The organism is Flavobacterium frigoris PS1, assembly GCF_000252125.1.
GTDB classification, from domain to species: domain Bacteria; phylum Bacteroidota; class Bacteroidia; order Flavobacteriales; family Flavobacteriaceae; genus Flavobacterium; species Flavobacterium frigoris_A.
Genome location: NZ_AHKF01000020.1, coordinates 134,887 through 148,177 on the forward strand (window position 1 = coordinate 134,887; position 13,291 = coordinate 148,177).

Annotated in this window: 10 protein-coding genes and 1 tRNA gene; 5 read left to right on the forward strand and 6 right to left on the reverse strand. The window is 35.2% G+C overall.

What is annotated here, in order from left to right; genetic code table 11:
• Nucleotides 1–217: 217 nt before the first annotated feature.
• The 5 genes from HJ01_RS13135 to HJ01_RS13155 all read right to left on the reverse strand — a co-directional run bounded on the left by HJ01_RS13135 (nt 218) and on the right by HJ01_RS13155 (nt 8,563).
• Nucleotides 218–1,108: a DUF2268 domain-containing putative Zn-dependent protease gene (locus HJ01_RS13135; protein ID WP_007138946.1), complete on the reverse strand. Its 891-nt coding sequence runs from the start codon at nt 1,106–1,108 to the stop codon at nt 218–220.
• Between the two features lie 260 nt (nt 1,109–1,368).
• Nucleotides 1,369–2,175 carry a tetratricopeptide repeat protein gene (locus HJ01_RS13140; RefSeq protein WP_157999922.1) on the reverse strand — a complete coding sequence of 269 codons (807 nt, stop codon included), beginning with the start codon at nt 2,173–2,175 and terminating at the stop codon, nt 1,369–1,371.
• 176 nt (nt 2,176–2,351) lie between these two features.
• Nucleotides 2,352–3,029, reverse strand: a complete 678-nt coding sequence (locus HJ01_RS13145; protein WP_040473961.1) for a type II CAAX prenyl endopeptidase Rce1 family protein — start codon at nt 3,027–3,029, stop codon at nt 2,352–2,354.
• Between the two features lie 225 nt (nt 3,030–3,254).
• Nucleotides 3,255–6,908 (reverse strand): phosphoribosylformylglycinamidine synthase, encoded by a 3,654-nt coding sequence (gene purL / locus HJ01_RS13150; RefSeq protein ID WP_007138949.1) that lies wholly within the window; start codon nt 6,906–6,908, stop codon nt 3,255–3,257.
• Between the two features lie 140 nt (nt 6,909–7,048).
• Nucleotides 7,049–8,563, reverse strand: a complete 1,515-nt coding sequence (locus HJ01_RS13155; RefSeq protein ID WP_007138950.1) for a hypothetical protein — start codon at nt 8,561–8,563, stop codon at nt 7,049–7,051.
• 116 nt (nt 8,564–8,679) lie between these two features.
• On the opposite strand from HJ01_RS13155, the gene HJ01_RS13160 reads away from it, so the two are divergent.
• The 4 genes from HJ01_RS13160 to HJ01_RS13175 all read left to right on the forward strand — a co-directional run bounded on the left by HJ01_RS13160 (nt 8,680) and on the right by HJ01_RS13175 (nt 11,217).
• Nucleotides 8,680–9,111, forward strand: coding sequence for a PaaI family thioesterase (locus HJ01_RS13160; RefSeq protein WP_007138951.1), 432 nt, complete (start codon nt 8,680–8,682; stop codon nt 9,109–9,111).
• Between the two features lie 46 nt (nt 9,112–9,157).
• Complete coding sequence (locus tag HJ01_RS13165; RefSeq protein ID WP_007138952.1) at nt 9,158–10,219, forward strand: chorismate-binding protein; 1,062 nt, start codon at nt 9,158–9,160, stop codon at nt 10,217–10,219.
• A 131-nt stretch (nt 10,220–10,350) separates the two neighbouring features.
• On the forward strand, nt 10,351–11,067 hold the full coding sequence (gene bshB1, locus HJ01_RS13170; protein ID WP_007138953.1) for a bacillithiol biosynthesis deacetylase BshB1: 717 nt from the start codon (nt 10,351–10,353) through the stop codon (nt 11,065–11,067).
• Nucleotides 11,068–11,141: 74 nt separating this feature from the next.
• Nucleotides 11,142–11,217 (forward strand) — tRNA-His (locus HJ01_RS13175).
• A 124-nt stretch (nt 11,218–11,341) separates the two neighbouring features.
• On the opposite strand, the gene fumC is transcribed toward HJ01_RS13175, so the two are convergent.
• A complete protein-coding gene (gene fumC / locus HJ01_RS13180) occupies nt 11,342–12,739 on the reverse strand; it encodes a class II fumarate hydratase (RefSeq protein ID WP_007138954.1) in 1,398 nt (465 codons plus the stop codon).
• A gap of 286 nt (nt 12,740–13,025) precedes the next feature.
• On the opposite strand from fumC, the gene HJ01_RS17770 reads away from it, so the two are divergent.
• Complete coding sequence (locus HJ01_RS17770) at nt 13,026–13,196, forward strand: hypothetical protein (protein ID WP_007138955.1); 171 nt, start codon at nt 13,026–13,028, stop codon at nt 13,194–13,196.
• Nucleotides 13,197–13,291: the final 95 nt, after the last annotated feature.

The following is a 13,291-nucleotide window of genomic DNA, read 5'->3' on the forward strand; positions in this document are numbered from 1 at the left end:
AAGTTATTTTTTAAAATTCAGGAGACTTTTATGACAATTTCTTTTTTAATAACGTAATAAAATTGCGCAGCAGCTATACTTTGCGGAGCTGGCGAAGCAATATCTTCGATCAAGATTCTCTTTTTCGCAATGGGACACGTTGCAAACGCTAGTTTTTGTTTTTTAATTGAGGAAGGTACTCGATGCAATCGAGCACCAGCGGTGTTACCTGCTGGCTTTATTTTATATATTGTTCTAAAATTCCGCTGTCTTTTAAAAATCTGTCATAATCTTCAATATTTAAAATATGATTTACAGCTAATTTCTTATCTTTTGCTTTGTTAAAATAGGCCTTCACAATTTCGTAGCCTATCCAATATCCCAAATCATTGGGTCTATCATCTTTTCCACTAGTTCCATAAAGCCAATCCTGCATATTGTTTCCATGCATTTTTTCCACAAACTCATTGCATAACTCTTTCTTGTGCTCATTTCCGTAGTTGTTTGCTTCTTTATTTCCCTTTTGTCCTGTGACTAGTTCCGCTATAAAGTCTGCCGCTCCTTCAATGATAGAGAGTTGCAGTAAATTTCTTTCTCCATCTTCATTCCATTTTTGTTGGAAATGTATGGATTCGTGAATTACCAATCCAGGAAGATGGTCTAGACTTGTAAGTTTTTCGGCTCCAATTAGTAATCCGTCTTGAGATCTAGTTCCTGCACTATTAAAGCGCCCTACAACAAAATAAACTGGTGGATAAACAGCAGCTGGATACCAATATTCCAATGCATAAAAGTATGGTTTAACCTTTTTTTCCTCTTCTTTGATTTTTACCGCAATACCTCTGATTTTTTCGTAATCTTGTCTTCTTCTATTTACCATATTTAGTAAAGAGTCTGCACTAATTATTCTATAGGGAATAAAATGTTGAAGTCCAATTGTTCCGTTTTTGATATAAGTCTCGAATGGGTTTGCATCTAAGTTTTCTATCGTATCAAACGCTTTCCAAAAATTTTGAATATCTGAAGTATCAAATATAACTTCTTGTGGGTCTTTAGGGAAATTTATCTCTTGTCCAACTACTTTTGAAAGGCATAATACTGTGACAAGTAATAGTATTGTTTTATACATTGCGATTGTGTTTTCAGGTAACGTTATGCCACTTTGAGATGGCTAGAAGTTCGTAACCGCTCAGTTTTCGGCTTAACGAAAACTTGATGCGAAACGGTAATTCGACTAAATTCCAGCTAGCTCAAAACAGTTGTTACAAGCTGGTTGTTTTTTGTCAAAATTATGATTTTAACTGCAAACTTTTCAAATTTATGTTGGCAGATTCCGACTTTTATATTTTCTATTTGCTATTCCAATTTACGTTTCAACGTCATTTCTTTTTAAAATTTCAGTTCTGCTTTTATGTCTTCCGGAATCTGCTGTTTGGTTTCTATTTGTCCATAAAATTTTAAAGCTTTTTGTCTCATTTGTTCGTCATTTTTAATTTCAGAAACTTTGAGTAAACATAATGAATAGTGAATTTTAAAGTTCTCATCTCTTTTATAAGTTGAATAGCATCTTTCTAAATATTCTAAACCTTCATCGTAATTTTTGTTTTGAGATAATAAAACGCCTTTTAGAAATATTACTTCGTCTTTTAATTTTAGATTTGATAATTTGTATTTTTCAATTGCGATATTTATATTTTCTAATCCTTTATCTACATCTCCAAAAATAGTAGAAGTTAATGCAAAACCATAATAACCTTCAGGATTTTCAGGAAATAAAGTAATTAATTCATTATACTTTTTTCTAGCAATTTTTAATGATCTATCTTGACCTAATCTTAATCCTTCAGAAGCTAAATTTATTTTAAATTCTAATGTTTTTTTTGATAGACTGTCAGCCATTATATAGCAAGCTATTGCCTTTTCGTCATTTAATAATCTCAAAGTGTATCCCGTAAAAAAAATTGCATCACAAAATGTCGTGTCGGTTTTGTATGCCTTAAAGAAAATATTTGAAGTTATTTTGAGATATTTTGGGTTTAAAGATTTATTTAAATATAAAGTTTCAATACCTAAATTATAGAGCTTCATCGCTTCGGGATTTTCAGATTTACAATACAAGTTTTTACCTTCAAAGTAATCTTGAGAAAAAGTTAAATTAAAGCTTAATATTAGTAAAATAATAATGATTTTTTTCATTTTAAATATTTCTGTTTTCTGTGCGGTTTTTTGGTTCAACTTGCCTGTAACGTTATGCCACTTTGAGATGGCTGGAAAATCGTAACAGCTCAATTTTCGGTTTAACAAAAACTTGATGCGAAACGATAATTCCACTAAACTCCAGCTAGCTCAAAATGGCTGTTAGCAATAGTTTTTTATATTATTAGTTTGTAAGCAATAATAATTAAAAATGGTAAACTATTATTTAATGCGTGAAAAAAATAAGAATAAAAAATATTATGTTTTCGGGTAATATAACAGAAAAATAAACCAGCAATTATTTTTTCTGTTATGCCTAATAAATTTATATATTCGAAATTATGGAAGTTTGATAAGTGCATAAGACCAAAAATAATTGAAGAAATCCAGATTAAATATTTTAAATTTTCATTAATAAAAAGCAAAAATTTTTCATAGAGTTGATTTTGAAAGGAAATAAAGCATGTTAAGATGATTAATACTATTATCGATGAGTTTCGATAAATGTCGACTTTGATAACTGTTGCTAATAAAATTATTGTAGCGATGACACTAATTATAAAAATCTTTTTGTTCTTAAATCTCAAAAATCCTCGATAACCAAATTCTTCAATTAACGGAATTAAAATTAGATATGGAAAAATTTTTTCAATATTATATAATGTCAAATCACTTTCTTCGATAAATGGTTCATTAGTATAAAAAGATTTGATAAATAAAACCAAGAAATTTAAAATTGTAAGAAAAATAAAAATTATAAAATCTTTTCTAAAATTTCTACTGGTCTTTTTGTAAGGATTATTTATGAATTTTAAAAAATCATTTTTTGTTATGCATTCAAAAAGATTCGTCATTCGATATAGGCAGTTACTATTAAAATTGTTGCTAACTGGTATATAGGCGAAATAAAACGTCGCCAATCTACCCTTTTTTGGGTGTATATACGAAGTCTTGTTTCGCTTTATTTACTCTCAAATATAGTAAAAATGTTCTTACAAATCATCAAGAGCACTCTAATTCCTTCCCATAAAAAAAGCGCTCCTTTTCAGGAACGCTTTCAATATTGTAGATCAAAAATATTATTTTTTATCAATCCATTTTTTGGCATTGACAAAAGCTTCGTGCCAAGGAGAAACTTCATCGTTTCTGCCTGCTGGATAATTCGCCCAGTTCCATTGAAAATTAGAACGCTCAATATGTGGCATCATCACCAGGTGACGACCTGTAGCATCACATAGCATAGCAGTGTTGTAATCAGATCCGTTTGGATTTGCTGGATATCCTTCATAACCGTATTTCCCTACGATGTTGTATTTTTCTTCGGCTAACGGCAAATTGAATTTTCCTTCACCATGCGAAACCCAAACTCCTAATGTCGATCCAGCTAGTGTATGCAACATTACTGATTTGTTTTCCTGTACCGTTACTGAGGTGAATATACTTTCGTGTTTATGGCTGTCGTTATGAAGCATTTTTCCGTGTACTTCATGCTCCGGATTAATCAATTCTAATTCCATAAACAACTGGCAACCGTTGCAAATACCAACAGATAGTGTGTCTTCTCTTTTGAAGAAGTTTTTCAATGCGCTATTTGCTTTTTCATTGTATAAAAACGCTCCTGCCCAACCTTTGGCTGAACCTAAAACATCCGAGTTAGAAAAACCACCCACGATGCCTATGAACTGAATGTCCTCTAGGTTTTCACGACCTGAAATCAAATCGGTCATGTGAACGTCTTTAACATCAAAACCGGCAAGATACATGGCGTTTGCAACCTCACGCTCAGAGTTGCTTCCTTTTTCACGGATGATAGCCGCTTTTGGACGTGGTTTTGAGAAGTCGATTACGGGTTTCTTTCCTGTAAAATGTACAGGGAAAGTAAACTGTAATGGTTGGTTTTTATAATTGTCGAAACGCGCTTGCGCCATTCCGTTTTTAGATTGCTTTTGGTCTAATAAAAATGAAGTCTTAAACCAGATATCTCTGTATTTTGGAATACTTAATGCACAAGGTCCAAAGTCTAACCTTTCATCAGTCGTAACAGTCCCTAATTTATAGAAAGGAACTCCATTTGCATTTAATTTATTTTCTAAAGTAGCATCGTCCTTAGCTTGGAAAACAATTCCTATGTTTTCGGCAAAAAGATATTTGATGATGTCTTTTTCTTCAAAAACAGAGAAGTCAATTTTGGCTCCCAAGTTCAAATCAGCAAAACACATTTCTAATAAGGTTGTAATCAATCCACCACTTCCTATGTCGTGTCCGGCAAGGATTTGATCGTCAAGAATTAATTCTTGCATCGTATTGAAGGCCTTTTTGAAAAAAGCGGCATCTTTAATTGTCGGTGCATCTTTTCCAATAGTATTCAAAGTCTGTGCTAATGAAGAGCCACCTAATTTGAAATCATCTTGCGAAAGGTTGATATAATAGATAGAACCACCGTCTCTTTGTAAAACAGGTTCCACTACTTTATTGATGTCGATACAATTTCCACCTGCCGAAATGATAACCGTTCCCGGTGCGATCACTTCTTCGTTTGGATATTTTTGTTTCATCGAAAGTGAATCTTTTCCAGTAGGGATATTGATTCCCAATTCGATTGCAAAATTAGAACAGCTTTCTACCGCTGCGTACAAACGAGCATCTTCGCCTTCATTTTTACAAGCCCACATCCAGTTAGCCGAAAGTGAAATTCCTTCCAGACCGTTTTTGATAGGTGCCCAAACGATATTTGATAATGCCTCTGCAATCGCAGTTCTACTTCCTGCAACAGGGTCGATCAATGCCGCAACCGGAGAATGTCCTATTGAAGTCGCCACACCTTCTTTACCTAAATAATCCAAGGCCATTACACCACAGTTATTCAATGGTAATTGTAAAGGTCCAGTAGTTTGTTGTTTGGCTACTTTTCCACCCACACAACGGTCTACTTTATTTGTTAACCAGTCTTTACAAGCCACTGCTTCTAGTTGCAATACTTGCTCTAAGTAGGTTGATATGTTCTTTTTATCGTAATGTAAATCAGCATAATTCCTGTCGATAGTTGCGTCAGTCATTACCACTTTTGGAGAACTTCCAAAAAAGTCTTCCAAAGCATAATCCATCGGTTTAGCACCAGTGGTTTTTGATTCGAAAGTAAAACGATGATCTCCAGTAACGTCACCTACCTGATACATGGGAGCGCGCTCCCTGTCAGCGATGCGTTGTAAAGTGTTAATGTCTTTTTGACCAATAACTAATCCCATTCTTTCTTGAGACTCGTTACCGATTATTTCTTTGGCCGATAGGGTAGGGTCACCCACTGGCAATTTGTCTAAATCAATCAATCCACCTGTATCTTCCACTAATTCCGAAAGACAGTTTAAGTGTCCTCCAGCTCCGTGATCGTGAATCGATACAATTGGGTTGTTGTCGCTTTCTACTAATCCACGAATGGCGTTAGCAACACGTTTTTGCATTTCTGGGTTCGAACGTTGGATTGCGTTTAATTCAATTCCTGAACTAAAAGCACCAGTATCAGCAGAAGAAACTGCAGCACCACCCATTCCGATTCTATAATTTTCTCCACCTAGGATAACGATTTTGTCTCCTGTTTGTGGTGTTTTTTTGATTGCTTGTTCTAATTTTCCGTAACCTATTCCCCCTGCTTGCATAATCACTTTGTCGAAACCTAATTTGCGAGCATCTTCTTCATGTTCGAAAGTAAGCACTGAACCTGTAATTAACGGTTGTCCGAATTTGTTTCCAAAATCAGAGGCTCCGTTTGAAGCTTTGATCAAAATATCCATTGGAGTTTGGTACAACCATTTTCTTTCGGTCATTCCTTTTTCCCAAGGTCTGTTTTCTTCTAGTCTTGAGTAAGAGGACATGTAAACTGCCGTTCCTGCTAGAGGCAACGAACCTTGTCCACCTGCTAAACGGTCACGAATTTCTCCACCTGCACCAGTTGCCGCTCCATTGAAAGGCTCTACTGTTGTTGGGAAATTGTGCGTTTCTGCTTTTAATGAAATCACAGAATCGAAATCCTTAGTTTCATAAAAATCAGCTTTGTCAGCACTTTTTGGGGCAAATTGTTGTACACGTGGCCCTTTTACGAACGCCACATTATCTTTATATGCTGAAACAATATCGTGTGGGTTTTCAGCAGAAGTTTTCTTGATCAGTTTGAATAGGGAAGAAGGCATTTCTTTACCATCAATTACAAAAGTTCCGTTGAAAATCTTGTGGCGACAGTGCTCTGAATTGGCTTGTGAGAAAGCAAAAATTTCTGAGTCGGTTAATTTTCTACCGATTTTCACGGCTAAATTATCCAAGTATTCCACTTCTTCCGGGCTCAAAGATAATCCTTCTGATTTGTTATAAGCAGCAATATCATCAATGTCTAATATAGGCTCTGGCGCAACATCCGTGTTAAAAATATCTTGATTTAATTCTGAATATTTTTGAGAAAGCATCGGGTCAAAATCAGTGAAATCAGCTGTTACTTTTTGAAATTCTTCGATTCGAATGATTCCTGAAATCCCCATATTTTGGGTGATCTCAACAGCATTGGTACTCCAAGGCGTAATCATTGTGGCACGAGGACCAACAAAAAAATCCGTCAATACGGATTTTTCTATTTTATCTGAGTCGGCAAAAAGCCAATTTAGTTTTGAAATGTCTTGAGCCGAAATTTCGCTTTGCGTTTGTACTGCAAAAACAGTTTTGCTTTGGTTTTCAAAGAAATGGATCATTGTTGTGTAGTTTGTTGTATTACGGTGCAAATTTAGTTTAAAAAAATAGTAAGCGCAAGTGTGAAATACAAAGTATTTAACAAAATCGAACAATTAAAAAAATACTGAAAATTGCTTAATTTATCTTTGAGTTATACGTTTTATTTCGGGAATGGCTTACTTTGGTAGGCACCCAAATCAGGCGGTAAAATTCTGGTGCTTCCCAAAATGTCAATTGGAATCAGGAAAGCCGAATTCCCTTTTGCGAAAGCGGCAGAAGTAGCTTCAATATTGAGTTTGTTTTGAGCCAGGTTATAAAACTTCGGACTTTCGTTTAAAACTATGGCGTTGTAATGAACAGCGTCTGTTTGAAATTGATAGTCGGGATTCGTTGCAGTCGATTCATATTTTATCAAACAATTATTGAATTGGTAGTTAAAAGCAGCGGTCGTTTTTTTGCTCAAAAGCAATTCGTTAGCATAAGAACCGTAAATAATGCAATTGTTAAAAGTGGCTTGCGTCAAATCTTTAACTTCAGGAATGGCTCCTATGCTGTAATTATTTATGGAAACGGCCACTTGTGAGGAGCTGTTCCAGTTATTATTGAAAGTAGAATGGGTGAATTTATAATCTCCGCCGTAAGAACAGCTTAAAGTAGCCAAGCCAGCAGAATTGATTACCATGTTTTCGCCTTCTATTTTTGCGGTCTGTGCCAAAATACCATAGTTAGATGAATCGTAAATTTGGGTGTTTTTAATGGAAACTGTGGTTCCGTCGTTGTTTTGTATCAACAATCCGATGGTGGCATTTTTGATCGTTAAATGATTAATACTATTGTTTGTGCTTCCGTCAGTAAGCCAGATTGTTCCCCATTGTCCGGGAACATCAGAATATTCCGGTTCCAAGCGATCACCTTCAAAAACAACTTCTTTTTCCAATCCGTCAGTATTTGATTGGGCACCGTTTATGTTTATGGAAGCATTATTGCCTACGATAAATCCTGAATTAGCATGAAAATGGACACGACTTCCAGCTTCAAAAACAGCTTTTTTTCCAGAAGGAACGGCTGCATAACCATAAATCACATAAGGTTTTTTATTAGTAAATAACAATTCGTTGCCATTTACAGGGTCATTTTGATCAAGGTAAAAGCCTTCAGTTTTTTGATCATCAATGGGAAGCGTTTCAGTTGTGCCGTCAGCAAAACGTTTTGGATATAGGAAAACGGCATCTTGGATGAGTGTTACCAGTTCAACCTTTTGAAGATTGGTTCCAGCATCAAACTCAATCTGGTCCGTATAAAGAAAATCAGTAGGGTTTGCGTCAGTAATGTCAGCGGTAGTTTCTATGAAAATATAGAGGCTGTCTTTAGCCAAAAGATCAATGTTATTGAACAGTTTTCCTTCTGTCCCTTGCATGCCATCAACCGTCATTCGATATTTAGAGTTTAATCCCTTTGCTAATTTTATTGTTGGTATGCTGATGTCATTTTTACTGCGGTTGTACACTTTTAGTCTGTAAGTGCTAGAGCCAATATTCGTAAAAACGGTATCCAAGTATATAGTGTCCTTTGAAAAAGTTAAATCCCCCGTGCTGGCTACCGTTTCAAAATCAGAACGGCAAGAGCCAAGAGCTAAAAATAAGCCAATAAAAAGTAAAAAAGAGATTGAACGCATTTGGTTTCATTTTTTGTAAAAATAAGAAAAATCTATTCTGAAATCAGAATAACAATTGTATTTACTGTTTTGTGTCTCATCTTTTATTTATTTTTACATTCTATAAAATAAGACAGATGACATTAGACAAAGATAAAATGCTTCAGTATTGCAATGATTTTTCAAAAAACACACTGATGCAAACCTTAAATATTGAGTTCATAGACGCTGGCGAAGGTTTCCTTGTCGCTAAAATGCCGGTTAACCCATCAGTTCACCAGCCAATGGGATTATTGCACGGTGGAGCTTCGGTGGCTTTGGCTGAAAGTGTGGGAAGTGCAGCTTCCCATTTTTTTATTAATGATAGGGAGCAAGAGGTACGTGGAATCGAAATTTCGGCTAATCATTTAAAAAGCATCCGCGAGGGTTTTGTTTTTGGGACTGCTCGAATTATCCATAAAGGGAGAACGCTACATCTTTGGGAAATTAAGGTTACTGATGAGGCGGGAAATTTAATATCGCTTTGTAAATTGACGAATATGGTTTTGACCAAAGAAAAAAAACAATAAAAAGGGGTCGTGAATTGGGTAAAATTTAATTTTAAACAAATTAATTATGATTGATTTTTTTATAAAAGTAAAACAACAGGAATCACAAAATTTACCTTTTGTGATTTATAGAAAGCCCAATAAAACAAAGTTAATTGGTCTTTTTCAGAAAAATGATCATTTGTATTTTGCAGAAGATTTTAAAGAAACGGGATTTGTGTTTGCGCCTTTTAATGGCAGCCAGATTATCCTTATTCCTAAAAAAGAATCCATATTGTGGGAATCAGAACTAACTGCTTTTAAAGCGGATTACGATTCAGAGAATAAATATCCTGTGAATAATCAAGACAAGGAGCGTTTTGAATCACTGGTACAAAAAGGAGTTGATGCTACAACAAGAGGTGTTTTTAAAAAAGTGGTTTTGTCAAGAAAAGAAATTATTGACCTGCCTAATTTTGATCTGGTTTCAGTGTTTAAAAAATTAATATACACTTATCCAGATGCTTTTTGTTATTGTTGGTACCATCCTAAAATTGGTTTATGGATTGGCGCAACACCAGAGCGCTTGTTAAAAGCCAGTAGGAAGAAGTTTTTTACAATGGCTCTAGCAGGGACGCAAAATTATGAAGATACTATTGATGTTGTTTGGGAGAAAAAGGAAATGGAAGAACAGCAATTTGTGACTGATTTTATTTTGGATAACATAAAGTTACTAACGAGAGAAGTGGCAGTTTCAAGTCCATATACATTGAAAGCTGGTGGTATACTGCATATTAAAACAGATATTGAAGGCAAACTAAATAAGGATTCTAATATGAAACAAGTAGTTTCTGTTTTGCATCCAACTCCTGCAGTTTGTGGTTTACCAAAAGAATCAGCCAGAAATTTTATTTTAGAAAATGAAAAGTACGATAGAGAATATTATACTGGATTTTTAGGAGAGATAAATAAGAAAGAATTTTCTAAAGATACATCTAAAACTGATTTGTATGTCAATTTAAGATGCATGCAAATTACAAATAAGGAGGCTCATTTATATGTGGGTTGTGGTATTACTAAAGACAGTATCCCTGAAAATGAATGGAAAGAAAGTGTCAATAAATCAATGACGATGAAAAGGGTTTTGTAGAGGCTTAGCGTATATAGCATAGAATAGAGAGAACATAGAATAGAGAGTTTAGAATATAAAGGAAAGAGAATGTTTGATAGTGAAATGTTATCAATCACGAATAATAGCAATAAATAATAAAGTAGAATAAAATGAAACTAGATATATTAGCTTTTGGAGCACATCCGGATGATGTTGAATTAGGTTGTGCAGGAACTATTTTAAAAGAAATATCCTTAGGGAAAACAGTTGGGATTGTAGATTTAACACGTGGAGAATTAGGAACAAGAGGCTCGGCAGCCATTAGGGACCAGGAAGCAAATACTGCCGCAAAAATTCTAGGTATTTCCGTGAGGGAAAATCTAGAGATGCGCGATGGGTTTTTTGTGAATGACGAAGAACACCAATTGCAAATCATAAAAATGATTCGGAAGTATAAACCCGAAATAGTATTATGTAACGCTATTGATGATCGCCATATTGACCACGGAAAAGGAAGTAAGTTGGTTTCTGACTCTTGTTTTTTATCAGGATTAATGAAAGTAGAAACGGAACTGGAAGGGGAGAAGCAAACCGCTTGGAGACCTAAACTAGTGTATCATTACATTCAATGGAAAAATATTGATCCAGATTTTGTTGTTGACATTAGCGGGTTTACAGAGACAAAAAACGAATCTATTTTGGCATACAGCTCACAGTTTTATGACCCAACTTCAAAGGAGCCGGAGTCGCCTATATCGTCTAAAAACTTCTTAGAAAGCCTTAATTACCGCACAAGGGATTTAGGAAGACTTGCAGGAGTAGATCATGCCGAAGGTTTTACTGTTGAGAGGTATTTGGCAGTCAATAGTTTAGGTGATTTGAAGTAAAAATGAAGTAAATTTCTAAAAAAAACATTTGCAAAAGTAAACTTTAGTTGTATCTTTGCCACCGCTAAGCAAATGGTGGTTGTAGCTCAGTTGGTTAGAGCATCGGTTTGTGGTACCGAGGGTCGCGGGTTCGAGCCCCGTCTTCCACCCAGAAAGCAAAAGCTTCGAAGAAATTCGAGGCTTTTTTTGTGCTCTTATTTTTTGGGAGAGACAAGTATAAAAAAACCTGCAACTTAAGTTAGTTGCAGGTTTTTGGTTTTATAAAGGGGAGCACTTATTTCAAGCTTCCTACCATATCTTCAGGTTTTACCCATAGATCAAAATCTTCAGCGGTTACATATCCTAAACGAACGGCCTCTTCTTTTAAAGTGGTTCCGTTTTTATGTGCTGTTTGAGCAATTTCAGCTGATTTGTAATATCCTATTTTAGTATTTAATGCTGTAACCAGCATCAATGAGTTATCAACTAATTCTTTGATACGTTTGTAGTTTGGTTCGATACCTTGAGCGCAATGTTCGTCAAAAGACATACAAGCATCTCCTAATAAACGTGCCGATTGTAAGAAGTTAGCAGCCATTACTGGCTTAAACACATTCAACTCATAATGACCCTGCATTCCACCAACAGTGATAGCAACATCATTCCCTATAACTTGAGCGCAAACCATTGTCAGTGCCTCACATTGTGTAGGGTTTACTTTTCCTGGCATGATTGAAGAACCTGGTTCGTTTTCAGGGATGATCAATTCACCAATTCCTGAACGAGGTCCTGAAGCAAGCATACGGATATCGTTAGCAATTTTGTTTAATGAAACAGCTAATTGTTTTAAAGCACCGTGAGACTCCACAATAGCATCGTGAGCAGCTAGGGCTTCAAATTTGTTTTCGGCTGTTACGAACGGATGTCCGGTGAATTCAGCAATGTATTCTGCTACTTTCACATCATATCCTGCCGGTGTATTTAAACCTGTTCCTACTGCAGTTCCTCCTAATGCCACTTCAGATAGGTGAGCTAAGGTGTTTTTAACTGCTTTTAAGCCATAATTTAATTGGGCTACATATCCTGAAAGTTCTTGACCAACAGTAAGAGGTGTAGCATCCATAAGGTGCGTACGACCAATTTTCACTACGTTTTTAAATTCGGTAGCTTTTGCGTGTAAAGTGTCTCTTAGTTTCTCCACTCCTGGGATTGTAATTTCAACCACCGCTTTATAAGCAGCGATGTGCATTCCTGTAGGGAAAGTATCGTTTGAAGACTGTGATTTGTTTACGTCATCATTAGCTTTAATGAATTGTTCTCCTTCGCCAATTTCAAAACCTTTTAATACTTGTGCGCGATTAGCAACTACTTCGTTTACGTTCATGTTACTTTGAGTACCTGAACCTGTTTGCCAGATAACCAATGGAAATTGGTCGTCTAGTTTACCTGCAAGAATTTCTTCGCATACTGCTGCGATTGCATCTCTTTTTTCTGCTGGTAAAACACCTAAATCACAGTTGGCGTAAGCGGCTGCTTTTTTTAGATAAGCAAAACCTTCAATAATTTCTTTTGGCATAGAAGCCGATGGACCTATTTTAAAATTGTTTCTAGAACGTTCTGTTTGTGCTCCCCAATATTTATCAGCTGGAACCTGCACTTCACCCATGGTGTCTTTTTCTATTCTGAATTTCATTTTATTGTTTATTTGTGTGTTTAATTTTTAGTTCAATTTCCATTGATAGCAATGGTATTTTTAATGTTCGAATCTTTTTTAGCCCCGATAGCAGTGAAAATCCCACGTTTTTACGTGGATTGAAACGGATAGCGGGAATAGCTCCTGAAAAAATAAGTGCAAAATCCTTATAATTGAGCTCAAAAATACGGATAAATACTATTTTATGAAAATTGATTTGAATTTTTATTGCTAAGAAAAGATATTACACTTACATTTGTGGCTACATTCAAAAATTCCGGAAAACATGTTTGAATTTTCACAGTACTTAGGCTTTTTACTTTTTTTATCAATTCTAACATTAGGATTTTGGTTAATGTTTTTTTTAGTTAGTTTCGTATCCTATTGGGTAGGTGGCGCAACTTGGGAAGCATATAAAGAAAAGAGAGATAAAAAGAAACAAGAACAATCAGTTTAAATTGATTGTTACTTAAAAAAGGACCCGTTTGCGCGAGTCCTTTTTTTTATACCTTATTTTTAGATAAAAAAATACGGGCCCGTAATGAAACGAAC

What these genes read in the sequence shown, in the direction of transcription:
- HJ01_RS13135 (WP_007138946.1), bottom strand. Translation starts at nt 1,108, where the DNA reads ATGTATAAAACAATACTATTACTTGTCACAGTATTATGCCTTTCAAAA.
- HJ01_RS13140 (WP_157999922.1), bottom strand. Translation starts at nt 2,175, where the DNA reads ATGAAAAAAATCATTATTATTTTACTAATATTAAGCTTTAATTTAACT.
- HJ01_RS13145 (WP_040473961.1), bottom strand. Translation starts at nt 3,029, where the DNA reads ATGACGAATCTTTTTGAATGCATAACAAAAAATGATTTTTTAAAATTC.
- purL (WP_007138949.1), bottom strand. Translation starts at nt 6,908, where the DNA reads ATGATCCATTTCTTTGAAAACCAAAGCAAAACTGTTTTTGCAGTACAA.
- HJ01_RS13155 (WP_007138950.1), bottom strand. Translation starts at nt 8,563, where the DNA reads ATGCGTTCAATCTCTTTTTTACTTTTTATTGGCTTATTTTTAGCTCTT.
- HJ01_RS13160 (WP_007138951.1), top strand. Translation starts at nt 8,680, where the DNA reads ATGACATTAGACAAAGATAAAATGCTTCAGTATTGCAATGATTTTTCA.
- HJ01_RS13165 (WP_007138952.1), top strand. Translation starts at nt 9,158, where the DNA reads ATGATTGATTTTTTTATAAAAGTAAAACAACAGGAATCACAAAATTTA.
- bshB1 (WP_007138953.1), top strand. Translation starts at nt 10,351, where the DNA reads ATGAAACTAGATATATTAGCTTTTGGAGCACATCCGGATGATGTTGAA.
- fumC (WP_007138954.1), bottom strand. Translation starts at nt 12,739, where the DNA reads ATGAAATTCAGAATAGAAAAAGACACCATGGGTGAAGTGCAGGTTCCA.
- HJ01_RS17770 (WP_007138955.1), top strand. Translation starts at nt 13,026, where the DNA reads ATGTTTGAATTTTCACAGTACTTAGGCTTTTTACTTTTTTTATCAATT.